This window comes from Aliivibrio sp. S4MY1 (assembly GCF_028765545.1).
GTDB lineage: Bacteria > Pseudomonadota > Gammaproteobacteria > Enterobacterales > Vibrionaceae > Aliivibrio.
Genome location: NZ_JARACP010000004.1, coordinates 67,251 through 92,449, shown reverse-complemented (window position 1 = coordinate 92,449; position 25,199 = coordinate 67,251). Strand labels below are relative to the sequence as shown.

The 25,199-nt window shown below is 40.5% G+C and carries 20 protein-coding genes, 1 tRNA gene, 1 pseudogene and 2 riboswitches; of the genes and pseudogenes, 4 read left to right on the top strand and 18 right to left on the bottom strand.

What is annotated here, in order from left to right; genetic code table 11:
* Positions 1-6: 6 nt before the first annotated feature.
* Positions 7-771 carry a bifunctional demethylmenaquinone methyltransferase/2-methoxy-6-polyprenyl-1,4-benzoquinol methylase UbiE gene (gene ubiE, locus PVK71_RS05950; protein ID WP_274418984.1) on the bottom strand — a complete coding sequence of 255 codons (765 nt, stop codon included), beginning with the start codon at positions 769-771 and terminating at the stop codon, positions 7-9.
* A gap of 56 nt (positions 772-827) precedes the next feature.
* On the bottom strand, positions 828-2,348 hold the full coding sequence (gene rmuC / locus PVK71_RS05945; RefSeq protein ID WP_274418983.1) for a DNA recombination protein RmuC: 1,521 nt from the start codon (positions 2,346-2,348) through the stop codon (positions 828-830).
* Positions 2,349-2,475: 127 nt separating this feature from the next.
* On the opposite strand from rmuC, the gene PVK71_RS05940 reads away from it, so the two are divergent.
* On the top strand, positions 2,476-3,387 hold the full coding sequence (locus tag PVK71_RS05940) for a DMT family transporter (RefSeq protein ID WP_274418982.1): 912 nt from the start codon (positions 2,476-2,478) through the stop codon (positions 3,385-3,387).
* Positions 3,388-3,466: 79 nt separating this feature from the next.
* On the opposite strand, the gene tsrA is transcribed toward PVK71_RS05940, so the two are convergent.
* Together tsrA and PVK71_RS05930 are read right to left on the bottom strand one after the other, a co-directional pair.
* Complete coding sequence (gene tsrA, locus PVK71_RS05935; RefSeq protein ID WP_130045796.1) at positions 3,467-3,751, bottom strand: H-NS-like global regulator TsrA; 285 nt, start codon at positions 3,749-3,751, stop codon at positions 3,467-3,469.
* Between the two features lie 148 nt (positions 3,752-3,899).
* Positions 3,900-5,117, bottom strand: coding sequence for a multidrug effflux MFS transporter (locus PVK71_RS05930; protein WP_274418981.1), 1,218 nt, complete (start codon positions 5,115-5,117; stop codon positions 3,900-3,902).
* A 97-nt stretch (positions 5,118-5,214) separates the two neighbouring features.
* Between PVK71_RS05930 and PVK71_RS05925 the strand changes: the two genes are divergently transcribed.
* Entirely contained in the window at positions 5,215-6,180 is a 966-nt protein-coding gene (locus tag PVK71_RS05925; protein ID WP_274418980.1) for a LysR family transcriptional regulator, read from the top strand.
* A gap of 82 nt (positions 6,181-6,262) precedes the next feature.
* On the top strand, positions 6,263-8,056 hold the full coding sequence (locus tag PVK71_RS05920) for an aminopeptidase P family protein (RefSeq protein WP_274418979.1): 1,794 nt from the start codon (positions 6,263-6,265) through the stop codon (positions 8,054-8,056).
* A gap of 142 nt (positions 8,057-8,198) precedes the next feature.
* On the opposite strand, the gene thiH is transcribed toward PVK71_RS05920, so the two are convergent.
* From thiH to PVK71_RS05850, 14 genes and pseudogenes are all read right to left on the bottom strand, one after another.
* Positions 8,199-9,311, bottom strand: coding sequence for a 2-iminoacetate synthase ThiH (gene thiH / locus PVK71_RS05915; RefSeq protein ID WP_274418978.1), 1,113 nt, complete (start codon positions 9,309-9,311; stop codon positions 8,199-8,201).
* 10 nt (positions 9,312-9,321) lie between these two features.
* Positions 9,322-10,092, bottom strand: coding sequence for a thiazole synthase (locus tag PVK71_RS05910; RefSeq protein ID WP_274418977.1), 771 nt, complete (start codon positions 10,090-10,092; stop codon positions 9,322-9,324).
* 1 nt (position 10,093) lies between these two features.
* Positions 10,094-10,306, bottom strand: a complete 213-nt coding sequence (thiS, locus tag PVK71_RS05905) for a sulfur carrier protein ThiS (RefSeq protein WP_130087466.1) — start codon at positions 10,304-10,306, stop codon at positions 10,094-10,096.
* Positions 10,299-11,132: a HesA/MoeB/ThiF family protein gene (locus PVK71_RS05900; protein ID WP_274418976.1), complete on the bottom strand. Its 834-nt coding sequence runs from the start codon at positions 11,130-11,132 to the stop codon at positions 10,299-10,301. The genes thiS and PVK71_RS05900 overlap by 8 nt, the downstream gene beginning before the upstream one ends.
* Positions 11,125-11,787 (bottom strand): annotated as a pseudogene (thiE, locus tag PVK71_RS05895) (thiamine phosphate synthase); the annotation flags it as partial. The gene PVK71_RS05900 and the pseudogene thiE, both read right to left, overlap by 8 nt.
* A gap of 67 nt (positions 11,788-11,854) precedes the next feature.
* A complete protein-coding gene (gene thiC, locus PVK71_RS05890) occupies positions 11,855-13,789 on the bottom strand; it encodes a phosphomethylpyrimidine synthase ThiC (protein ID WP_274418973.1) in 1,935 nt (644 codons plus the stop codon).
* Positions 13,790-13,978: 189 nt separating this feature from the next.
* Positions 13,979-14,091, bottom strand: a riboswitch (TPP riboswitch).
* A 237-nt stretch (positions 14,092-14,328) separates the two neighbouring features.
* Positions 14,329-14,451 (bottom strand): hypothetical protein, encoded by a 123-nt coding sequence (locus PVK71_RS05885; protein ID WP_274421772.1) that lies wholly within the window; start codon positions 14,449-14,451, stop codon positions 14,329-14,331.
* 162 nt (positions 14,452-14,613) lie between these two features.
* Complete coding sequence (locus PVK71_RS05880) at positions 14,614-15,993, bottom strand: voltage-gated chloride channel family protein (RefSeq protein WP_274418972.1); 1,380 nt, start codon at positions 15,991-15,993, stop codon at positions 14,614-14,616.
* A 127-nt stretch (positions 15,994-16,120) separates the two neighbouring features.
* Positions 16,121-16,187, bottom strand: a riboswitch (Fluoride riboswitch).
* Between the two features lie 108 nt (positions 16,188-16,295).
* Positions 16,296-16,490: a hypothetical protein gene (locus tag PVK71_RS05875; RefSeq protein WP_274418971.1), complete on the bottom strand. Its 195-nt coding sequence runs from the start codon at positions 16,488-16,490 to the stop codon at positions 16,296-16,298.
* Positions 16,491-16,571: 81 nt separating this feature from the next.
* Positions 16,572-19,325 carry a M16 family metallopeptidase gene (locus tag PVK71_RS05870; protein WP_274418970.1) on the bottom strand — a complete coding sequence of 918 codons (2,754 nt, stop codon included), beginning with the start codon at positions 19,323-19,325 and terminating at the stop codon, positions 16,572-16,574.
* 560 nt (positions 19,326-19,885) lie between these two features.
* Positions 19,886-19,962: transfer RNA gene (locus tag PVK71_RS05865), tRNA-Trp, on the bottom strand.
* A gap of 118 nt (positions 19,963-20,080) precedes the next feature.
* Positions 20,081-20,605, bottom strand: coding sequence for a menaquinone-dependent protoporphyrinogen IX dehydrogenase (hemG, locus tag PVK71_RS05860; RefSeq protein WP_274420082.1), 525 nt, complete (start codon positions 20,603-20,605; stop codon positions 20,081-20,083).
* Positions 20,606-20,635: 30 nt separating this feature from the next.
* On the bottom strand, positions 20,636-22,093 hold the full coding sequence (locus PVK71_RS05855; RefSeq protein ID WP_130045783.1) for a TrkH family potassium uptake protein: 1,458 nt from the start codon (positions 22,091-22,093) through the stop codon (positions 20,636-20,638).
* A gap of 56 nt (positions 22,094-22,149) precedes the next feature.
* The gene (locus PVK71_RS05850) at positions 22,150-22,767 is read right to left on the bottom strand and encodes a YigZ family protein (RefSeq protein WP_274420084.1); all 618 of its coding nucleotides are present in this window, start codon (positions 22,765-22,767) and stop codon (positions 22,150-22,152) included.
* Positions 22,768-23,010: 243 nt separating this feature from the next.
* On the opposite strand from PVK71_RS05850, the gene fadB reads away from it, so the two are divergent.
* A complete protein-coding gene (gene fadB / locus PVK71_RS05845; RefSeq protein ID WP_274420087.1) occupies positions 23,011-25,191 on the top strand; it encodes a fatty acid oxidation complex subunit alpha FadB in 2,181 nt (726 codons plus the stop codon).
* Positions 25,192-25,199 lie beyond the last annotated feature (8 nt).

Sequence of the window (25,199 nt, the reverse complement as noted above, 5' to 3'; positions counted from 1 at the left end):
TATCCTTTAAAACTTGTAACCGCGGTGCAGAGCAACAATACCACCCGTTAGGTTGTAGTAGTTTGCTTGTTCAAAGCCCGCTTCTTCCATCATGCCCTTCAATGTTTCTTGATCTGGGTGCATACGAATAGATTCAGCAAGATAACGATAGCTGTCTGCATCATTTGCGATGATTTCACCCATTTTTGGTAATAGATGAAAAGAGTACGCGTCATAAATTTTTGATAATGGTTCAAGAATTGGTTTTGAAAATTCCAGCACTAGTAGACGGCCACCCGGCTTAAGCACGCGGAACATCGAACGTAATGCTTTGTCTTTGTCTGTCACATTGCGAAGACCAAAACTAATGGTAATACAATCAAAGTGATCGTCTGGGAATGGCAGTTCTTCGGCATTTGCTTGTACGTAATTGACGTTACCAACAATACCCATATCGCGTAATTTGTCGCGACCGACGTTCAACATTGAGTTATTGATATCCGCTAAAATCACTTGGCCTGTATCACCAACAATACGCGAGAATTTAGCCGTAAGATCACCAGTACCACCGGCTAAATCAAGAACTTTATGACCAGGACGTACGCCACTGCAATCAATCGTGAATCGTTTCCAAACACGGTGAACACCACCAGACATAAGGTCATTCATGATGTCGTATTTTGCTGCTACAGAGTGAAATACCTCTGCAACTTTCGCTACTTTTTCGTCTTTCGCGACTGTGGTGAAGCCGAAGTGCGTTGTTTCTTCAGCCATGTTCATCTTGTCCGTCATTTTTCGTCCTCTAGAGATTGTTCGCTGAATCCCTACTCTCTGAATTCAACAGCGCTCTAGTCTACTTTATCCAAGCCATTATCACCAAGTGTTTGCAGTATATCTGCTTCAAAAGATTGCTCAATAAATTTACGATTTATATCTCGCTTCACTTCAACGCCTAACTCTTTAAAGCTTTCTGCCTGACGAATAAGATTGCCTCGTCCACTTGCGAGCTTATTCATTGCACCTTGGTAACTTTGGTTGGCTTTATCTAATGAGCCACCCACCGCTTCCATATCATCAACAAATAAACGCATTTTGTCGTATAACTTACTGGCGCGATCGGCAATGATTTTTGCGTTTTGGTTTTGTCTCTCGTTACGCCATAAGTTACTAATGGTTCTTAGTGCCACAAGTAACGTTGTAGGGCTTACAATTATAATGTTCTGTTCCATAGCATCTGATATCAAAGAAGGGTCAGCTTCAATTGCAACTTGGAATGCTGGCTCTACAGGAATGAACATTAAGACATAATCAAGGCTACGTAAGCCATTTAACTTATGGTAATCCTTTTTACTTAATCCGCGTAAATGAGCGCGGATAGCCATCAAGTGTTCATCCAACGCTTGCTCTTTTTGATTAAAGTCATCACTGTTAAAAAATCGCTCATACGCCACCAAGGTCATTTTTGAATCGACCACGACGTCTTTCTCATCAGGTAAGTGAACAATCACATCAGGGTAAAAACGCTTACCGTCTTCGTCATCCATACTGACTTGAGTGTCGTACTCATGACCCTCTCGTAACCCTGACTCTTGTAGTACTCGAGCAAGGACCACTTCACCCCAATTGCCCTGCTGCTTGTTATCACCTTTAAGTGCGTTGGTCAGGTTTACCGCCTCTTGTGTCATTCGTTCGTTCAACTGTTGCAAGCTACGAATTTCATGCACTAAGGTGTGACGTTCTTTAGCTTCAAAACCAAAACTGTCGTTAACCTGTCTTTTAAATCCTTCTAACTGTTCTTTTAATGGTGACAACAAGCCTTCTAAACTGACTTTGTTTTGCTCATCTACTGTTTTGGTTTTTTGTTCAAAAAGTTGGTTGGCTAAGTTTTCAAATTGTTGTTTTAAACGCAACTCTGCACGCTCTAGCATCTCAAGCTTTTCTTGGCTCGATTTACGCTCTTCTTCATGACGCGCTTCTTGCTCTCGCAGTTCCGCTTCTACATTAGAATTGGCTTGGCGTGAAAACTCTAATTGTTGAGTTAAAAATTCTTTCTCTTTTTGGATGGCTTCAAAATAACGCAGCTTTTCCATTGCTGCCATTAAACGACCATGAGATTGTTTTTGCTCTTGGGCAAGCTTATCTCTTTCGAGATCCAGTTCATCCAACTCACTTTGTTGTTTCTCTAATTGCAGATTGAGTTGGTTTAATTGAGTTGATGCGAGTTTTTTTTCTGATTCTAATTCATACTCTAATAAGGCTAATTCTTGTTGATTACGACTTTTTGTTAGTACATGTGCAACGGCATAAGCAATGCTTGCCCCTGCAAAACCAAACAATAAATGGCCACCAAATTGATTAAAAAATTCCATAACTCACTCAATACAAAAACTTATTCTTATAGGATATTTTGATACTGGATAAATGTCCAGTTAACACTATTTTTCAAGCACAGGTACACTCCTGATCTAAATGGATTTCTAACTGAGAATAATAACAATGAATGAACGTCGTGCTTTAGGATTTGGAATCGCTGCTGTTCTATTATGGTCAACCGTCGCAACCGCTTTTAAAATCACCCTTGAGCATTTTACTCCCACTCAGATGCTAACTATCGCAAGTGCAGTCTCTATTCTTGCATTAGCTGGTGTGGCCGCTTATCAAAAAAACTTATCGAAATTAGTGGATACCTTTGTAGCCAACCCTTTGTACTACATTTTATTAGGCACAATTAACCCTCTGGCTTACTACTTGGTTCTTTTCAAATCTTACGATTTACTACCGGCTTCTCAAGCCCAACCAATCAATTACAGCTGGGCAATTACTTTGACTTTAATGGCGGCGGTTTTTCTTGGTCAAAAAATACGTAAGCAAGATTGGATAGCCTGTATCTTGGGCTACGCTGGGGTTATCGTTATTGCCACCAAAGGAGATGTATTAGGCTTAGAATTTGACAGCCCTTTAGGTGTCGGTCTAGCTCTCGTTTCAACCTTCTTGTGGGCAAGTTACTGGATTTTAAATGCGAAAAATAAGGCCGACCCAATTCTTGGTTTACTGCTTGGTTTTTTAGTCGCTTTGCCTGTGGCGATTGGCTTGAGTATTTATGAAGGTGCGCCTTGGGCACAAATCCCAATGAGTGGTTGGTTGGCCGTGTCTTATGTGGGCCTATTTGAGATGGGTGTAACGTTTGTATTATGGTTATCAGCACTACGTCTAACACAAAATACAGCACGTATAAGTAATTTAATTTTTGCTTCTCCTTTTATCTCTTTATTGTTATTGGCTAACATTATTGGTGAAGAGATCCATCCATCAACCTTAATTGGTTTAATTATGATTGTGTGCGGATTATTAGTTCAACAATTTTATGGTAAGAAAAAAGAAGAAGAAATTGCAATTGAGAATGAATAGATAGCAGCTTATCAGACACAAAAAAAGCAGCGATCATTCGCTGCTTTTTTATTGTTGTTACTTATTTAGTCAGCACACATTATTTGCTTGCTAAATAAGCTTGAAAATCTTCTAAAGAGACGCCTTCTTTGGCCATTTCTTCGGCTAATTTTTTTGTTGTTTCGCCTTTGCGCTCTTCAATTACCACTTGGAATTGGTAAATAAGATCACGCAATGTTGGTACAGACACTTGTCGTGCCGCACTTCGTACTCGTTCTTGGCTTTGATTACCAAGTTCTGAAAGAAGTCGACCAAACATAAGTTTCTCTGGCGACTCTTCCATTTGCTCTAGAACACGAGCCATTTCAATAATAGACATCGACATTGCGTGTTTTGCCCTGTTTTTATAATCAATCAATAATAATATAAGTGCTGAATATACACCGAAACGAAAACTAACTGAATATATTAAAAGTCAAAAATGCTTTATTTATGTACAAATTATGCGATTAATGGCGATTACACAAATAAAATTATTCCACGATTTTCTCTGAATGCCATACTTTTCCTTTTTTACTCAATAGAATCAGCAAGCCTGGGATAAGAAGCCACATCATTAGCGCTAGAAGTTGCGCAGAAGGGAGTGCTAATCTTTGCATTGTGCCAACAATGACGCCTGCACCACTCATTTGGAATAACCCTAATAATGCAGCAGCAGTGCCCGCTCTATCACCAAAAGGTGCTAATGCTTTACCTGCCGCCGAACCCAGTACCCATGCGAAGCCTACTGACGAGAAGAAAATCGGGATCATAAACGCCCAAGCTTGCTGAATATGTTGGAACCCTAGCATCAACCCACCTGCAGCGATGAGCACACTCAAGCCAAAAAGAAGTGCTTTTCGAGTTCCGAATCTGATCATAAATTTAGGTGCAGCAAAACACGCCGCGATATTTAATACCGCATTTACTGCAAACCAATTAGTAAACTCTTGCATTGTTAGTCCTAACTTATCAATCAGGAAAACCGGTGCAGAAGTTACGTAAGCTAAGATAACTCCCATCGCTAACATACATAAGGTTGCGTGGAATAAAAATGTTGGATGCTGTAGTACCGACCAGTAGCGAGATGGGCTGATTAATCGCCCTGTTTGTACTGTATCTTTCGGTTTTGTTTCTTTGTAATTAATCGCTATCAACGCAAGAGCGACTAGTGCAAAACCAGCCATAAAACTGAAGTTTGAACGCCAACCAAAATGAATGGTTAAGTAACTGCCCAAAATAGGGGCTAATGCCGGTATAAAACAGATAGCTCCGTTAAGGTAACTGATCATTCGGCCACTTTTTTCTGCTCCAAACGAATCACGAACCGAAGCAAAAGCCGCAACTGACGTCGCACACGCACCAAAACCTTGCAGCAATCGAGCAACTAATAGCATTTCCATCTCTTGAGCTGAATACGCAAGAGCCGCACTCAAGCCATAAATGACAATACCCGTTAAAGCAATTGGACGACGCCCATAACGGTCAGCAAGCGGACCTGCGAACAACTGACCAAGGCCCATACTAAACATAAACCAAGTAATCGTATCTTGGCCTAACGTTGGCGCTACTTGAAATTCACTTACCATTGTAGGTAAAGCAGGAAGGTATATATCGATAGCTAATGGGCTAAATAAAACCAAAATAACCATTAACGTAATAATTTTTTTATCTGATTGTTGTATTGGTAATGCTGAAACTGGCGTGTGCATGTGTAACTCCTAAAATAGTCCGTGGAGTGTACGTAATTAGAGATATGAACAGAAATGGTTTATATTCAGATCTAACATTCTATTTTGGAATATCTCTATGTTTTTTGAAAAACTGAGTAAAGTCGACCTCAATTTATTGCTTACACTTCATCTATTGTTGGAAGAAAAAAGCGTTACACGTGCAGCGCAGCGTCTTTGTTTAAGCCAGTCAGCGGTCAGTAAAAACCTAGCTAAACTGCGGGAACAATTTAACGATCCCCTATTTACTCGTACCGCTTATGGTCTATTACCCACAGCAAAAGCTCGTAATCTTAAGCTACAACTGCAAACCTTATTAAGTCATTTAGAAAGCATCACAGAATCCGCCACCTTTGAGCCTCAGCGCAGTCATTATCGTTTTCGTGTCGGTTTAGTGGAGAGTACCTATCCATTGCTTTTACCACACTTCATGTCTTACATTTTAAATGAAGCGCCGAATGTCATGCTAGATACCCACGCCTGGGATACCAATACTCTAAAGAAACTGCAATCAGGCGAAATGGACATTGGTATTACCGGGAAAGATCTCGATCCAAAATACGCAAACATCACGATGCAAATGCCTGCTGATATTCGAGGCCAAGAGATTTATCGAGACAGTCAAATGTGCTTGGTTCGCCAAGACCATCCGGTACTCACTCAAGAATGGACATTAGATACTTATCTTCAACAACGTCACGTTCAAGTGCGTTGTGATGGTAAAGATCAATGGCTGCTTGATTACAAACTTGCCGATAAAGGGCTTGAACGAAGCATTGGTATTATCGTCCCTGACTTTAATAGCGCAGCCAGTTTATGCACCCATACCGACTTAGTGTTCACCGCGCCCAGTCATTTTATTAAACTTATCGCCAAGCAACTCAATTTGGTTGTATTACCTCTACCAACAGAGCTGCCCCAAATGGCCTACACGCTCTTTTGGCACCAACAAAAAGACAATGATGCTGCCAATTGTTGGCTACGCAATATCATAATCAGCCACTGTAAAGATTTATCAGCATCAACAATTGCAGATACGCAATAAAAGCGCTAGGTTATAGCTCAATCATATAACTATGCTTCTGCCTCGGAACGATACGGACAGAACAATAATAAGGACAACCCAGATGCATCCTCAAACTTCTCAACGCATAGAGCAACTTCGCTCTTGGCTTGCTCAACAAGATTTCGACGCCCTTATCATTCCACATGAAGATGAATTTTTAGGTGAGTACATTCCTGAGCATAACGAACGTCTATTGTGGGCAACAGGGTTTACTGGCTCAGCTGGTGCTGCGGTTATCACCAAAGATAAAGCTGCTATTTTTGTTGATGGCCGTTACACGGTTCAAGTTCGTAAACAAGTACCTGCAGAAGTGTTTGAATATCGTCACCTTCATGAAGAGCCGCTATTAGAGTGGATTAAAGATACGTTAGCTACGAATGCTAAAGTGGCTATTGATCCTCGCATGCACACAACACTATGGCTTAAGAGTGCAACAAAAACCGTTGAAGGTTTTATCACTCTCGAAACGGTCAGCGAAAATCCAATTGATTTAATTTGGAATGACCGCCCTGAGGTTAAAGTCTCTGATGTTCGTTTAATGGAATTATCTCTAGTAGGCCAATCAAGCGCCGATAAACGTCAAGAAATAGCTAAAGAAGTAACAAAGAAAAATGCAAATGCTGCACTATTAACGCAATTAGATTCAATTTGTTGGTTACTGAACGTGCGTGGTTTAGACGTATCTCGTCTTCCAGTATTACTTTCTCATGCGATTATTCACGCAGATGAAACCGTGGATTTCTTCTTAGATCCGAGCCGCCTTCCAGCAGAGTTTGACGCTCATGTAGGTAACGGTGTTCGTGTTCACAAACCAGAAGCACTTCAATCGATTCTACAATCACTTACTGGTAAAAAAGTGTTAGTTGATTCAGCAACCTCAAACGCATGGATGTCATTAGTATTATCTGATGCGGATGCAGAAATCATTGAGGCGTCAGATCCATGTTTACTACCAAAAGCCGCTAAAAACGAAACAGAAAAGGCTGGCATGAAAGCGTGTCATATTCGTGATGGCGTTGCGATGGTGAAATTTTTAACTTGGTTTGACGCTGAGATCGAAGCGGGCAATTTACATGACGAAGCGGTACTTGCTGATAAACTTCAATGCTTCCGAGAGGAAGATGCAACCTTAGCTGATTTAAGTTTTGACACCATTTCAGCAGCAGCCGGCAATGCTGCAATGTGTCACTACAATCATGAAAACCAACCTGAACCAGGTAAGCTACAAATGAACAGCTTATACCTTGTTGATTCAGGCGGTCAGTACCCAGATGGCACAACAGACATTACTCGTACCTTGCCAGTAGGTACACCAAGTGATGACATCAAGCAGCAATTTACTTTGGTGTTAAAAGGCCACATTGGTTTGGCTTCTGCTCGCTTCCCTAAAGGAACTTGCGGTCATCAACTAGATATCCTTGCTCGCCAGCATTTATGGGCTCAAGGCTACGATTACGATCACGGCACTGGTCACGGTGTTGGTCACTTCCTAAGTGTTCACGAAGGGCCTCAACGTATTGCTAAAGTAGTCAACAACACCGCTCTTATCCCAGGAATGGTGTTATCTAATGAGCCTGGTTATTATCGTGCAGATGAGTTTGGTATTCGTATTGAGAATTTAGAGCTGGTCGTTGAAATCGAAACTCAAGGTGATTTCTCGGTTCTTGGTTTTGAGTCTTTAACTCGTTGCCCTATCGATAAGCGTTTAATCAATGTTGATATACTCAATCGCCCAGAGTTAGCGTGGTTGAATAACTATCACCAGAAAGTGTGGGATGATGTTAGTCCTCTTGTCGATGGTGAAGTTAAAGAATGGCTTAAACAAGCGACCGCTGAATTAAGCTACGAAAACTAATCGATTAAAACACAATAAAGAAAATGCCACGTATCTATTGTATAGAAGATCAAATGTATAGAAGAGCAAACGTGGCATTTTTATTTAAAAATCTATTAAGGGACAAAACAATCATTTATCCCTTAATGTTTCACGTGAAACATCAACTTGAATAGCTTCTATCCCAATCTTTCCAAACTGGTTCAAACCCCCTTGCTTGTACTGCTAAAGAAACAGACTCAGCAGATCGTTCATCACTAATAGAAAATTGTTCAAGCTCTTGCTCATCATTAGCGTACCCACCAGGTTGAGTTTTCGATGCTGCTGATATTGACGTTATCCCCAAAGGCAACACATTATCTCTAAAGTGTGCCGACTCTCGAGTAGACAGTGATAACTCAACTTCAGGGTTTAGCAGCCGGTAAGCACAAATCAACTGAACTAACTGCTTATCACTCATGATCGATTTAGGTTGCAGTGCACCTTCACATGGCCGCAATCTTGGAAAAGAAATAGAATAACGCGTTTGCCAATATCGACGCTCTAAGTAGTCCAAATGCGCCGCCACAAAAAAACAATCCGTTCGCCACTCTTCTAAACCAATAAGTGCCCCAATACCTATTTTATCGATGCCCGCTTTTGCTAATCTATCTGGTGTTTCTAAGCGATATTTAAAGTCCATTTTATTACCACGAAGATGATGCTCTGCATACGTCGATGGATGATACGTTTCTTGATACACCATCACCGCATCCAACCCTAAGGTTTTTAATTCTGCATACTCTTCTTGTTCAAGAGGCTGAACTTCCATCGCAAGGTAATTAAACGACTGCTTTATCTGTGGTAGTGTTTGACGAAAATAATTCATTCCAACTTTAGTTTCGTGCTCTCCTGTAACCAAAAGCACACTATCAAAGTTCATCGTTTTAATTGCTGCCATTTCTTGTGCTATTTCATCTTGATTAAGTGTCTTTCTCTTAATTCGATTCTCCATTGAAAAACCACAATAAGTACATGCGTTGGCACATAGATTAGAAAGGTACAAAGGAATATAAAAACCAATCGTGTGACCAAATCGCTGACGAGTTAAACGGGCAGATTCTTGAGCCATTTGTTCAAGGTATCTTTCTGCTGCTGGAGAAACTAATGCTTTAAAGTCTTCTAAATCCCGCTTGGGTTTATTCAACGCCCTTTCAACATCATGATGAGTTTTGCTATAGATGGAGAGTTTAACCTCATCCCAATTTAACTTTTTCCATTCATCAGTAAATGTCATTTCATTCACCTTAATCAAGAAATGCCGTTAATGGACTAGAAGCAACCGCTTGGGTATTTACGGGCGCTAAGCCATTCTCGTAAGCTAATCGACCAGATTGCACAGCTAACTTAAAGGCGGTCGCCATTGCGATTGGATTTCTTGCAGCTGCAATCGCCGTGTTCACAAGAACAGCATCAGCACCAAGTTCCATCGCAAAAGCCGCATGTGATGGCGCACCAATGCCAGCATCAACCACAACAGGCACTCGTGATTGGTCAATAATAATCTCTAAAAAATCGCGACTGACAATGCCTTTATTTGAACCAATCGGCGCACCTAGTGGCATTACCGCAGCGCAACCTACTTCTTCTAATCGCTTGCACAACACCGGATCAGCATGACAATAAGGCAAGACAACAAACCCTTGCCTCACTAGCTCTTCTGCTGCTTTTAGTGTTTCAATTGGGTCTGGCATTAAGTACTTAGGGTCTGGATGAATTTCTAATTTTAGCCAGTTTGTTCCCAATGCTTCACGCGCCAGTTGTGCAGCAAAGATTGCCTCACGAGCATTTTTAGCACCAGACGTATTGGGTAATAAGTGAATTCCAGCATCTACTATGGGTTTTAAAATATTGTCTGCTGGGTTATTCACCTCAACACGCTTTAACGCCATGGTTGATAATTCAGAACCAGATTCGATGAGTGCTTTTTGCATGATCTCTGAATTAGGAAATTTTCCTGTCCCTGTAAATAAACGCGAACTAAACGTCTTATCTCCGATGGTTAATAAGTCACTCATGTTAGCCCCCTGCGATAGCTTGAAATAAAGAGATGGATTCACCCTGCGATAACCCACGTTTTTGCCATTCCGATCTCGGAATTATCTGATTACTGATCGCGATAGCACACCCTTGTGTATTAATGCCATGGTGTTCTAAAAATGAAGCCATAGTATGAGATGCTTCAACTCGGTAAGTCACACCATTAAGCTCTATTGAAATTAAATCACTCATGACAAGCCTCTCCCGTTGAGTATGTTTCACGTGAAACATCATTCATATGTTCTGAAGAACAAACTGAACATTGATTATCTTTTGGAATAGTTAATGATGACCAAGATAAGGTTCGTCCATCAAACTGATGAATTGAGTCCCACTTCATGTAACTCGGTTGTGTAAGATATTTAATGGTTTCTAATGCCTGTAGGTTTCCTATCATGCCAACTACCGGACCTACAATTCCGAACGACTGACAGTTTTGTGTTTGGTGGCTTTCGGCAAAAGGAAATAAGCAGTGATAGCAAGAGGTGTTATTTTCCGTAACGTGATTTGAAAACAGCATTAACTGCCCTTGCCAACCAATTGCTGCACCTGAAATAAGAGGAACCTTATGCTTCACACACGCCGCGTTAATTTCATGTCGTGTCGGCAAATTATCAGAACAATCCAAAACCACATCCACTTGGTTAATAAAGCGAGATAATTCTGGCTCTGTTAACTTGTGACTGATCACTTCAATATGAGTGATACCGTTCAGCCCTTTAAGTTGCTGCGCCATTGCCATCGCTTTATTTTGGTTTAGGTTGTTATCGCGATAGACCACTTGGCGCTGTAAGTTACTTAACTCAACCTTGTCTCCATCGGCAATAATTAATGTACCGATACCAGAAGCGGATAAATACATTCCAACTGAAGAGCCTAGTCCGCCACAACCGACTATCAGAACCGTACTATTTCTTAATGTGACTTGCCCTTTTTCACCAATGTCCGGCAACATAATTTGACGGCTATAACGCAGAAAATCTTGGTCACTTAATCCTTCCATCAGCAGATTACTCATGAATAACCTCCTGTTGGTTTACTTTTCTTGGTTTCGCAATAATGGCGTTAAATTGATATATCGCTTGGTGAATATCTTCAGCTTGAGTTATAGCGCGAACCACAGCAATACTGTCTACACCGGTTTGCCAAACATCTTCAGCTACGGATAAATCAATACCGCCAATCGCAACGGTCGGTGTGGCTCCAGCTAATAATTGATTCTTAGCAAGATTAATTAGGCCTTGAGGTTGTGATGGCATATCTTTCGTTGGTGTCGGGAAAATATGACCCAGCGCTAAATAGCTTGGATTTAATGCTTTTACTTTTAGTAACTCTCTATCATCGTGTGTGGATAATCCAAGACAAATATTGGCATCAGAAATCGCCTGTAAGTCAGCAACCTCTATATCTTCTTGTCCAAGGTGAATACCAAATGCTTTGTGCTTTATGGCTAACTTCCAATTGTCATTGATGAACACTTGAGCATCGTATTCTCGACCAAGCCTAATCGCCTTTATAATCTGTTGCTCTAAATCTGCTTGATCTGGGTTCTTAATTCTCAGTTGGATTGTCTTTACATCAAGTTTTAATAACACCTCAATCCATGACACATCATCAACCACGGGATACAGGCCAAACTTACTTTTATCAATTCTAGGGAACGCAAACATCGCAGTCTCACTTCAATTCCGTACACAAAAGATAAGAGATGTTCCACGTGAAACACCCCTTACTATCTCGTTATTCAGCTTCTACCGCTGGATGATAAAGTTCAGAACCTGACGCTTTAAACTCTTCTGATTTCTGACGCATTCCCTCTAGAGGATCATCAATCATTTTGATCTCAATCGCTTGGTCTAATGCGACTTGACCGATATCTTTAGCGTACTCACGAACCTCTTGTGAGATTTTCATTGAACAGAATTTAGGCCCACACATTGAACAGAAATGAGCGACTTTGCCCGACTCTTGCGGTAAGGTTTCATCGTGATATTCACGTGCAGTAATAGGATCTAGTGATAGATTAAACTGGTCTTCCCAGCGGAATTCAAAACGAGCTTTTGATAATGCGTTATCACGAATTTGTGCACCAGGGTGCCCTTTGGCTAAGTCACCGGCATGAGCAGCTAACTTATAAGTTATTAATCCCGTTTTAACATCGTCTTTATTTGGTAAGCCTAAATGTTCTTTTGGTGTCACGTAACACAACATGGCACAACCATACCAACCAATCATGGCTGCACCAATACCTGAAGTAATGTGATCATAACCAGGTGCAATATCTGTCGTTAATGGACCTAATGTATAGAATGGCGCTTCATGACAATGTTTAAGTTGCTCGTCCATGTTCTCTTTAATCATGTGCATAGGAACATGGCCGGGACCTTCGATAATAACTTGAACATCGTAATCCCACGCGACTTTGGTTAACTCACCTAAAGTACGTAATTCAGCAAATTGCGCTTCGTCATTAGCATCAGCAATAGAGCCCGGACGCAATCCATCACCCAAGGATAAGGCGACATCGTATTTAGCACAGATTTCACAGATCTCACGGAAATGGGTATACAGGAAACTTTCTTGGTGATGAGCCAAACACCACTTCGCAATGATGGAGCCACCGCGCGAAACAATCCCGGTAACGCGTTTTGCTGTCATTGGTACATAACGAAGCAGTAAACCTGCGTGAATGGTAAAGTAATCGACACCCTGTTCTGCCTGCTCAATTAAGGTATCTCGCATCACTTCCCAGTTAAGATTTTCGGCTACACCGTTTACTTTTTCTAGCGCTTGGTACATTGGAACCGTGCCAATTGGGACAGGGCTATTACGTAGAATCCACTCACGGGTTTCATGAATATTTCGGCCCGTAGATAAATCCATTACGGTATCACCGCCCCAACGCGTTGACCAAACTAGCTTCTCTACTTCTTCTTCTATTGAGGAACTCACCGATGAGTTACCAATATTGGCGTTCACTTTAATTAAGAAGTTACGACCAATGATCATTGGTTCTGCTTCTGGGTGGTTAATATTCGATGGGATAATGGCGCGGCCTTCAGCGACTTCTTTACGTACAAATTCAGGGGTTATTTCTTTTGGTAAATTAGCTCCAAAACTGTGTCCGGGGTGTTGATGATTTAACTGCTCATCAGTGAATTTTTGACGACCCATGTTTTCACGAATCGCAATGTATTCCATTTCAGGAGTAATAATTCCCTGACGAGCATAGTGCAGTTGGGTAACACACTGGCCTTGTTTAGCACGGCGAATTGTTGGGAGGTTTCCATAACGAAGTTCATCAAGAGTTTCATCCGCTAAACGCTCTTGCGAATAAACCGAGCTAACGCCTCCCAAAACCTCAGTATCACAACGCTCTTCTATCCATTCTTGACGCAACTTAGGTAATCCTTTGTATACATCGATATCGTAGTTTGGATCGGTATACACACCTGATGTGTCATAAACTTGGATAGGTTCATTTGGTTCAAAAATGGGAAATTCTTTGCTACCACCAACTAGACTGTCAGCTAATGAAATTTCTCGCATAGGAACGCGGATATCTGGGCGAGACCCTTCAATATAGACTTTACTTGAATTTGGGTATGGTTGAACCGACAACGATTCAATATTGGTTTTAGCATCTAAACGTGCTTGTTTACGACTTGACGACATAGCAAAATTCCTTGATAAAAATAGAATAATTGCTTGTCGGATTTGAGTTGTAGAAAGAGGTTCTTAGTATGAGATACAACGAGAGTAAGCCTGCGTATTTATATGCGATGAATTAAACAAATAAACTAAAGCTAAAATTCAGCTGCGGTTTATCATTAAATAATTCGATTAGTGGCTAACATACTAAGATAAAAATTATCTCTTGTTCCCTTCGCAGGTATTAGCCTGATCAGGTTCTACGGATCCCGCAATGCGGTCTCAGCTCGTACTTTAAAAAGCACTAAGCACTCCGACAAGTTTCTTTCAGATCTTTGAATCAAAATCTGAACGTGTTCGGAGTATAAAGAAAGTATGCAAGAAATGAAATGGAAGAGAAAAAAGTTATCACGTGATTGGCTGAGTTTGTGAGTGAGCGCATATAGAGTTTTACATATCGACAATCCATATTAAACCTTGTGTGCTTCGCAACAAAAAACTCCCTTTGTCATCCACAGTTAATACACCAACAAATACAATGTTCTTTTTTGTGGAGAAGCACATTAGGTTCTAAACGCATCATCATTACATATTGAACCTTGTGTGCTTCGCAGCAAAAAACCACCTTTGTCATCCGCAGTTCTTACACCAGCAAATACAATGTTCTTTTTTGTGGAGAAGCACATTAGGTTCTAATCCTCTCCACAAAACATATTGAACCTTATGTGCTTCGCAGCAAAAAACTACCTTTGTCATAAGCAGTTCTTACACCAACAAATACAGTGTTCTTTTTTGTGGAGAAACACATTAGGTTCTAATCTAAATAAACCAACATGTTTCACGTGAAACTATTTATCTTTCTTAGTTAGTTTTTTTGCTAAATGCTTTAGCCATGAAGAATTATATTCACGATATGACCCAATTTTATTAGAGCCATCATGATCACGTCCATGCTCTAATGTTTTAGACACAGCAACGCGTTGTGAAGAATAAATACCAGTATGACCACTAAAGTAATAAGCCGTGTAACACGCTAATGCGAAATAAGGTAGGTAATCAGCACCAAACAACTCAACCCCCATAATAGTACAAGCCAACGGTGTATTAGTGGCAGCTGCAAATACCGCTAAGAATCCTAACGCCGCAAACAGATCAACAGGAGCACCCATCACCCAAGCAAGGAAATTACCTAAGGTCGCACCAACAAAGAACAGAGGTGTTACCTCACCACCTTTATAACCAGCAGCTAATGTGATGGCCGTTAAGAGTAGTTTTAAAATCCAGCTATACCACTCAGATCCACCAGCACTGAATGCCGAAGTAATACTCACACCACCATCACGACTTGGATAAACACCAATACCAATGTAATCGTAATTACCAATTAACTGCGTAATGGCAATAACCATTAAGCCACCAACAACTACGATTAAATATGGGTTTTTAAGCGTGGCATTAAATACATCTTTAAAGCCGTGAGTTAATTCACCAAACAGATAGCCAGCCAAACCAAACGCAATCGCAGCGACAATCACCTTCGCCATTAACACCAAGTCGATGTCAACCGTATGGCCAAATAAAGTACTGACTTGATCAAAACTAATTAAGTAATGAGTATGGTGAGCCCCCCACGCAGAGGCGACGACATTCGCTAAAATTGCGGCCAACAAAGCAGGAATGATTGCATTGAATTTAATACGACCAATAAACAACACTTCAAGTGCAAAGATAGCACCAGTAAAAGGCGTACCAAAGATAGAGGCGAAACCAGCAGCCACACCAGCAGTCAGCATCATTCGTCTATCATCTTCTGATAGTTTAAAGACTCTGGATAACAAATCTGTTGTTGCACCACCAATCTGAACCGCAGTCCCTTCACGACCAGCAGAACCACCAAATAAATGCGTAATAACCGTAGTAAACAGCACCAACGGTCCCATCCTTACCGGTATTCCCTCACCAGCTTGATTTATCTCATCCATGATCAAGTTATTACCTCCCGCTGAGTTTCTCCCCCAGTTACGGTAACTGTATACAATCACTAAACCAGCCAACGGCAGAAGATAAATTAGCCAAGGATTGGCAATACGAGCTTGGGTCGCTTCACTTAATAACCAAAGAAAAAAGGCATTAAATGAACCAACTAGTAACGCAACAGGGATAACGAGTAGCGACCAACGGAACATTTGATAAAAATTTTGAAGATTACGATTTAGAGGATGTGCCATGAGTTTCTATCTTTTAATAATGGTTAATCAAAAGGATAGACTATCTTAGAAGAGAAGAGAAATAACAAACAGCTCTACTATAGACGGATCTATCCCAATACGATCAGAAGCAGCTGATCAGGATAACGCTACAGTAGGAATCATTATCTCTAAATTAGAGCGGTTAAAGGTGGAAATCCATCACCCGTGACTGACATTGGAATCAATCAACAAAACAAATGCTACTCCTATCATTTATAAATGGCAAATAAAAAAGGCACACCAACTTAGGTATGCCTTTTCAAAACTATTCAGTAAATCATTTACCAAGTTAATACCGGAGTGTAACCACTCACCATGTTTACCATTTTTGTATTAACGTTTTCGAATCCTTTCCAAAGTTTTTTTGTTACTGCTGTTTTCTTTGTTCTTGGTTGCTGTTTGCCATACATTTCTTCGTTAAGCATTTTTTTTGCAGCCATTTGACCAAGATAAACAGAACCTAAATCGTAACCCATTTAAACAAAACCCTAGATGATTAATTAAGCAGCGATTTTACTATCTACGCCCCAAAAAACAAGATGTAGATCACAAAAAAATCAGATTGGCGTAGCTAAATATTTAACCTGGCGACTATTTTTACCGAATGAAGATTTAATTAATCTATTTATGTCCTCGGCATTAACTGAATTCGCTGTTTTTGGAATATCAAATAACGCTTCAATTCCATAGCTGTGTATCGTGTAACGATTTAAGAACCATGCTTGCTGTACTGAATTATCTTTTAATGATTCTAAATCTACTACCAACTGTTTAGCAGCAGCGTTAACCTCACTATCAGTGACTCCTTTCAATAGCTCTTCTATCACCTTGTTAACAGCAGATTCAATAAGCTCTGCATTCTTAGGGGCAACTTGTGCCCCAATAAGCCAATGAGGCTTAAATTCACTGTCTACATTAACCATTACGGCATAGGGTGCATAGTCCAAACTTAATTCTTCACGAACATAATGCGTCACCCTCTTAGATATGATTCGTTGCAACATATCTTCCATAAAAATGGATTTAGCTGATTTATTTTCGATGCTCTGCTCTGATATAAATTGAGCTAAATAATGACTGTTCTGCTCAGTATTTACCGCCATCGTCATACTTAGAACAGGATCAGACTTATACGTTAAGGCGTAATCGGTTTTATCCGCAGAACTCAGTTTCATGCTTGCTATATATTGACGAAGTAACGGTTTTAACTCGGACGGTTTTAAATTAGCCACAACCACTAACTGATAATTGCGGTTCTGCTGAAATAGTAAATGATGCACACGTTTAATTTGATCACTAGTCACCGTGTTTACACCATCACCATCGAGCAATTGATGACGACTGGTTGAAGGAAAGGTATTCCTATTAATTGCTTTAGTAAATTGCCCAAGCGAGGTTGATATATACGCACTTCTGTTTTGCTCAAACTCCTGTTTTACTGCTTTTAATTGCTCTTCATCTACATTAATTTCAGACATGATCGTAGCCAGCACTGCAAACGTCTCTGCTAGTCCTTCTTTATCTGTTATTCCCTCAATACCATGATGTGTAAAGTTTATAAAAGGATAAAGTTCTATCCCTCTATTTCTTAAGTGGGAATCTAATTGAGATCCAGTAAATTTACCTATACCAGTACGAGTAACAGTAGGAACCGCTATATTAGCAGCCGGTATCAATTCAGAAGACAACGCTGCAATCCCCCCTTTACTTGCTAGTGAAAACACCACTTCATCACCAGCATCGAGTTTTCTCAAATAAAGGACATTTACTCCATTACCTAGTGTCCAACGCGTTAAATCGAGTTCATCAGATAATTGAGTTTCAGACAGAATCGTGCCACTCGTCATTGGAACAGGAAAAGCAGCACTCACATTATTAATCAGTGGTTCATTTCCTGATTTTGCATATATTGATTTTAGTTCAGGGATACTTGATTCTATTTGAGCCATCGACTCAACCGAATCAATACCAATAGCAAATTGATACGAAGATGACAGTAATTCATCAATATGATCATTAATTGCTTTCAAATCTGTCGCTGCTAAAAATGTCTTCAAACTTGCTTTGTAATCTAAACTTGATTGACTTATTTGCTGACTCACAATGCCGTTAACTCTGTTTTCAACATGGTCATAAGGCGTCAATTTTTCTCGGTTGGCATCAAGATTATCAAGCTGATGATGGTAAGGTTGGAGTAAATTATCTAACTCACTATATGACACGCCATGATCTCGTAGCGAAGCTAGCGTTTCTAAAAATAGCTGTTGGCTTTGGGTTCTATAATTAGCAGGAAACGAAACTGAAGAGATGAAATAACGCTGATCAGACGCATAGTAATCCGTCGAGTAAATCCATTGAACTGGCATTGCTGCGTCAAGGTATACCCCACCTAATCTTTGCTGAATAATTGAATGAGCAATTTCATCTAGCCATAACTGATGTTGTTCTTCTCTTGTATTGGTTCGAAAATCACCACGATCAATGACTATAGCAATGCTTGGTGCCTCACCACTTGCTACTTTTCCTATAAAGTTATTTTGGTTTAAAGCCTCTAACGGTTTTAAGCTAACTGTCGAAGTTCCTTTCTTCCAGCTCTCAAAATGTTCTGTGATAAGTTTTATTGCATTTTCTAAAGTAATATCACCACTAATAATAATTTCAGCTAATTGAGGTTGATACCATTGATTATAAAATTCAGACAACCGTGCTGAAGAGGTGGATAAAACCGACTCTTTATTTCCAATAGGATCATTACTTTCATAAATCGTCCCCTCAATTACATATTCATAAAACTGAGCAGAGATAGGTTTATCTTCTAATCTTGAATGACGAAACTCGCCAAGAATTACCTCTTTCTCTTTTTCGACTTCAGTAGAAGAAAGTTCAATTCCATCAGCAATATCCCTTATCCAGGTAAATGCGTTATTAATCTCACTATTATTTGGAAGATCTAATTTATAAACGGTTTCTTCATAAGAGGTGTAGGCGTTAATGTCTGCCCCAAAACGTAAACCTGCATTTTCAAACAAAGAAATTACATCATTTTGAGAAAAATGTTCACTACCATTAAAAGCCATATGCTCGACAAAGTGAGCGTATCCTTTTTGATTTTCTGTCTCTTGGAATGAGCCAGCATGAACTATAAAACGAATAGAGACCTCTTTCTCTCGGTCAGGATAAATATGATAACGGAACCCATTATCAAGCTGACCGCTGACCCAACGAGGATCAGATTTTAATTCTGTAACTGGTGTAGTTGCACATCCTGATATAAACAAAAAAGCAATAAACGCCAACCAATAATGTTTCATCATACATCCTTGCAATTATACTCAGTTTACGATTTTTCCATTTGTTCACAAACTGAGCGAAATTGCAAGGAATTAGAAAAATAGTTATTATTATCAATAAGCTAGTTCCATCACTCTTACTATGACTTTTTCCAAGCCCCAGACAGCAAAAAGGCTCATACCTTTCGATATGAGCCTTTTCTAAATATGGCAGAAGTGAAAGATTCAAACTCCTAACACGCGTGTTCTTATGGCGGGGGAATCCGCTGCTCTTTTCTATGCTCTAGAAACGAAAAAACCCCAGCATTTCTGCTGAGGTCTTAAATATGGCAGAGGTAGAGAGATTCAAACTCCCAACACGCGCCGTTCTTATGGTTGGGGAATCCGTGGCTCTTTTCTCAAACCGCAGATAGCAAAAAGGCTCATCTCATTCGATACAAGCCTTCTCTAAATATGACAAAGCTAGAGTAATTCGAACTCCCAACACGCGCGTTCTTATGGTGGGGGGAATCCGCGGCTCTTTTCTCAAACTACAAATAGCAAAAAGGCTCATATCTTTCGATATGAGCCTTCTCTAAATATGGCAGGGGTGGAGAGATTCGAACTCCCAACACGCGGATTTGGAATCCGCTGCTCTGCCAGTTGGAGCTACACCCCTGTTGTGCGTGCTATTGTAATGACTTCTATAATAAAATCTACACTTTCCACGCTAAAAACATGAATCTAAACTAAAATTTCTACTTCTATCGCACTATTTTACTAAAAACGAATAGAATTTAACCGAGTTTTATCTTATCAACAAACTGATCCACTCGTTGCCAGTTGGTATATTCAACTTCTTTAGTTGGATCTGTCTCTCCACCAGTCATTCTCATGATCAATTGAATCATGAATCGATCAAAAAAGTTATAGCGAGGATAGAACAAGGCACCCGCAAAGGTATCTTGCAAAGCAGGAACCCAAGGTGACTTCAATAAGAATTTTTTAAAATACACACTCGTTTCTGGCGTATCTTTTCCTTCTTTACGAGCCGTCAAATTAACAATAAAAAAAGCAGCCTTCGCTTTCTCTAATGCTACTTGGTGCTTAGCGATAAATTGATATAACTTTTTATTCAAATGGCCATAGCGAATAGAAGCGCCAATCACGATACGATCATAATCGGCAAGTGATACCGTTAATGGTTGATGCAAATCGACTAACTCACATTGAACATCACTTCCTAACTTAGTCGCAATATAATCCAATATCTTAATCGTTTGACCTTCACGACTTGAGTGAAGAAGTAATACTCTTTCCACAATAAACCCTTTAATTTTTGTAATCTAAAACTAACTGCGCCAAAACGTCGGCGTAAATAAAATAAGCAAAGTAAACACTTCCAAACGACCAAATAACATTGAAACAATCAATATCCATTTTGCAGCATCATTCACTTCTCCAAAATGCACCGCCACTTCACCTAAGCCCGGACCTAAGTTATTTAATGTCGCTGCCACCGCAGAAAACGCTGTTAACTCATCAAGTCCTGTTGCGATAAGTGCCAGCATACAAATGACAAATACCAATGCATAGGCAGAAAAGAAGCCCCATACGGCATCAACCACTCGTTGTGGTAAGGCTTTACTGCCAATCTTAATAGTAAAAATAGCCCTTGGGTGAATGAGACGTTTTAGTTCACGCATCCCTTGCAGTGACAGCAATAAAATACGAATTACTTTCATACCACCACCCGTTGACCCTGCACAACCACCAATAAATGATGAGAACAGCAACAACACAGGCAAAAACAGAGGCCACTCAGCAAAGCTAGTTGTGGTAAAACCTGCGGTTGTTGATATTGATACCGTTTGAAACAAAGCTTGGTCAACCGCCATTCCTATCGAGTCATACGTACTGTGTTTAAGTAATAACAAGAAGGTGATAAGAAACAACAATATTTGAATAAAGATAAACGCTCGAAATTCGGGATCTTTCCAATAGTACTTAGGGTGTACGCCACCAGAAGCAAACGCGGCGAAATGCAATGAGAAATTACACGCAGAGATAAGTAAAAACACCACCGTTATGCCATTTATCAGTGGACTATTAAAGTACCCCATACTGGCATCATGTGTAGAAAACCCACCAATCGCTATAGTAGCAAAACTATGAGAAATGGCATCAAACCAATCCATTCCAGCAGCCCAAAATGCTAACGCACATGCAATAGTTAAAGTAAGGTAGATATACCAAAGTACCTTTGCTGTTTCTGCAATTCGAGGGGTCATTTTAGAATCTTTAACAGGGCCTGGAATTTCCGCTCGATACAGCTGCATACCACCGATACCTAATACCGGCAAAATAGCTACCGCTAATACGATGATACCCATACCACCAAACCATTGAAGTAATTGGCGATAGAATAAAATCGCTTTTGGCAGGTGATCTAACCCTGTAAGAACCGTAGCTCCTGTTGTCGTTAACCCTGAAAATGATTCAAAAAAGGCATTGGTTACCGATACAGCAGGATCTCCTGAAAGCAAAAATGGCAATGCCCCTGCGCTGCCGATTACCATCCAGAAAAGAACAACGATGAGAAAACCATCGCGAGATTTTAATTCTTGTTTATGTTGACGGTTAGGGAACCAAAGTGCGCCACCTCCTGCCAATAATAAGAAGAAGGTAATAACAAATGGTACACCCGCACCATCACGATAAATGAATGCGACGAAGGCTGGAGCCAACATAAAAAAGCTAAACACCGCAAGTAAGATACCCACGATTCGAATAATTGAACGAAACTGCATGATTTATTGGACGCTTTGCGTCATTCTCATCCTAAATAATTGATGTTATATGAATTTCATTCTTGCGATGGAAACTCTATTTTTGCGCCACTTTTATTAATCACTGCGGTTTTAAATTCATTAATAACACGCTTTTCTAACTCGACAGTCATGATAACTTTATCACTATAATCCGCCATTACTTGTTGCCCTTCAAATTGAAGTAACAAGGTTTCGACCAGACTCACTAAGTTATAATCACAGTGAAAAACAAGCGTCTCTGTAATTCGTTTCTCTTCTGTTTCAATGAGCTTTAATGCTTGTTGAACACCGCCACCATAAGCTTTAACTAATCCGCCTGTTCCTAATTTAATCCCACCAGAATAACGAGTGACTACAGCGGTAATTTCACCAATGCCACTCCCGCTCAATTGAGCAAGAATTGGTTTTCCAGCAGTACCTGAAGGTTCGCCATCATCACTAAAGCCCCATTTCATTGAATCTTCGGGTCGACCAGCAACAAAGCCCCAACAGTTGTGCCGAGCATCAGAGTGTTTTGTTTTTATTTCAGCGACAAACGCTTTGGCTTCATCAATCGATGAGGTTCTCGCAAGGTAGGTAATAAAAACACTTTTTTTAATCTCTTCTTCAAATACCGCCATCGCTTTTGGCACTTGATATGGCTGATCGTTCATAGATTACACTGATAGTAAAAACGGAACCTTAAAGTGTATCACTTCTAATGAAATTTACTCTTTATTCACAAGATTTTATTCACTAGTCGAAGAAAGTAAATTTGTGATCAACCAAGACAAACGTAAACAAACTGTTAAATTTAATTTGAAATCTGTTTAAATTAACACCACTATTAACTGGTCAAACCAGATCATCATAATAACGAATACTCTTATCTGGTTATCATTTCATGGAGATAGAAAATGATTTATCAAGGTGAAAACCTCTCTGTAGACTACATCGAACCTGGCGTTGCTCACCTCGTATTTAATGCGACAGGCAGCGTAAACAAGCTCAACCTTGCAACCCTACACTCGCTGGGTGAAGCCATTGATGCACTCTACCAACAAAAGGACTTACAAGGCCTCTTACTTTCATCAGGTAAAAGCGCCTTCATCGTTGGTGCAGACATCACTGAATTTCTTGGCCTGTTCGATACTCCTCCAGAAGAGCTCAGTGAATGGCTACATCAAGCCAATATCATCTTTAATAAGCTAGAAGACCTTCCGGTTCCTACCTTAACAGCCATCACAGGGTTTGCACTTGGTGGCGGTTGCGAATGTGTTTTAGCGACTGATTTCCGTTTAGCTGATGAGACCGCTTCTATCGGGTTACCAGAAACTCAATTAGGTATCATGCCGGGATGGGGAGGCTCAGTTCGTCTTCCTCGTTTGATTGGTGCTGACCCTGCAATGGAAGTGATTACCACAGGTAAACCTAAACGAGCAAAAGAGGCCTTAAAACTTGGAATGGTTGATGGGGTTGTTTCACGTGAAACCTTGATAGACGCGTCAATCTCTATGCTAAAACAAGCGATTGATGGCCAACTCAATTGGCAACAACGCCGTGAACAAAAGAAAGCGCCATTACAACTCTCGCCTCTAGAATCTACCATGTCGTTTAATGTCGCTAAAGGCATGATAATGAAAATGGCAGGCAAACATTACCCAGCACCAATAACTGCGGTTAAATCGATTGAACAAAGTGCAGGAATGAGCCGTGATGAAGCCCTAGCAGTTGAGAACAAACACTTTGTTGCACTAACCCGTACTGAAGTGGCTAAGTCGTTAGTTGGTATATTCTTAAACGACCAACTAGTGAAAAGCAAAGCCAAACAAGCAGTGAAAAACAGTGAACCTGTCGCGAATGCTGCTGTGCTTGGCGCTGGCATCATGGGCGGCGGCATTGCTTATCAATCAGCATCTAAAGGCGTACCTGTTTTAATGAAAGACATTGCTCAAGCATCATTAGATCTAGGAATGAATGAAGCCTCTAAACTGCTTAATAAACAATTAGAGCGCGGGCGCTTATCTGGATTAAAAATGGCGCAAGTGCTTTCATCCATTACGCCATCTTTAAACTATGGTGGTATTGAGAGCAAAGACGTCATTGTTGAAGCAGTGGTTGAGAATCCAAAAATCAAAGCGGCGGTTTTAGTAGAAGTAGAAAATGAAGTTAACGAGAATGCAATCTTAGCGTCGAATACTTCAACCATTCCGATTTCATTATTAGCGAAATCATTAAAACGTCCTGAAAATTTCTGTGGTATGCACTTCTTCAACCCGGTACATCGCATGCCTCTTGTTGAAGTTATCCGTGGTGAAAAAACCTCACAACAAACCATTGATCGCGTTGTTGCTTACGCTTCTCAAATGGGTAAAACCCCGATAGTAGTGAATGACTGCCCAGGCTTCTTTGTAAACCGTGTTCTTTTCCCCTACTTTGCAGGCTTTAGCTTATTACTGCGTGATGGTGGTGATTATCAACAAATCGATAAAGTGATGGAAAAAGAGTTTGGTTGGCCAATGGGACCTGCTTACTTGCTTGATGTGGTAGGTATTGATACAGCTCACCATGCACAAGCCGTCATGGCTCAGGGGTTCCCAGAACGTATGGCAAAAGACGGTCGCGATGTGATTGATGCGATGTTTGATGAAGACCGCTATGGCCAGAAAAATGGCACCGGTTTTTATGCTTATACGGTAGATAAAAAGGGTAAACCGAAGAAAAATGTGGATGATGGCACCAGTGCGATCATTGCAACGGTAACAGACACAACTCAACCTTATACCTCAGAGCAAATTAGTGCTCGTATGATGATACCTATGATTAACGAAGTGATCCGTTGTTTGGATGAAGGCATCATCGCTTCACCTGCCGAGGCGGATATGGCGCTTGTTTACGGTCTCGGTTTCCCTCCATTTAAAGGCGGTGTATTCCGTTACCTTGATTCTATTGGATTACCGACCTATTTAGAGATGGCAAAAGAGTTTGAGCAACTTGGTGCGGTTTACCAAGTACCAGAAAGCATCAAACAAAAAGCGGCGGCAGGCGAATGTTATTACCCAGCCCCTAAAGCACCCTCTGTATCGGTATCACTCTAAGGAAGGAT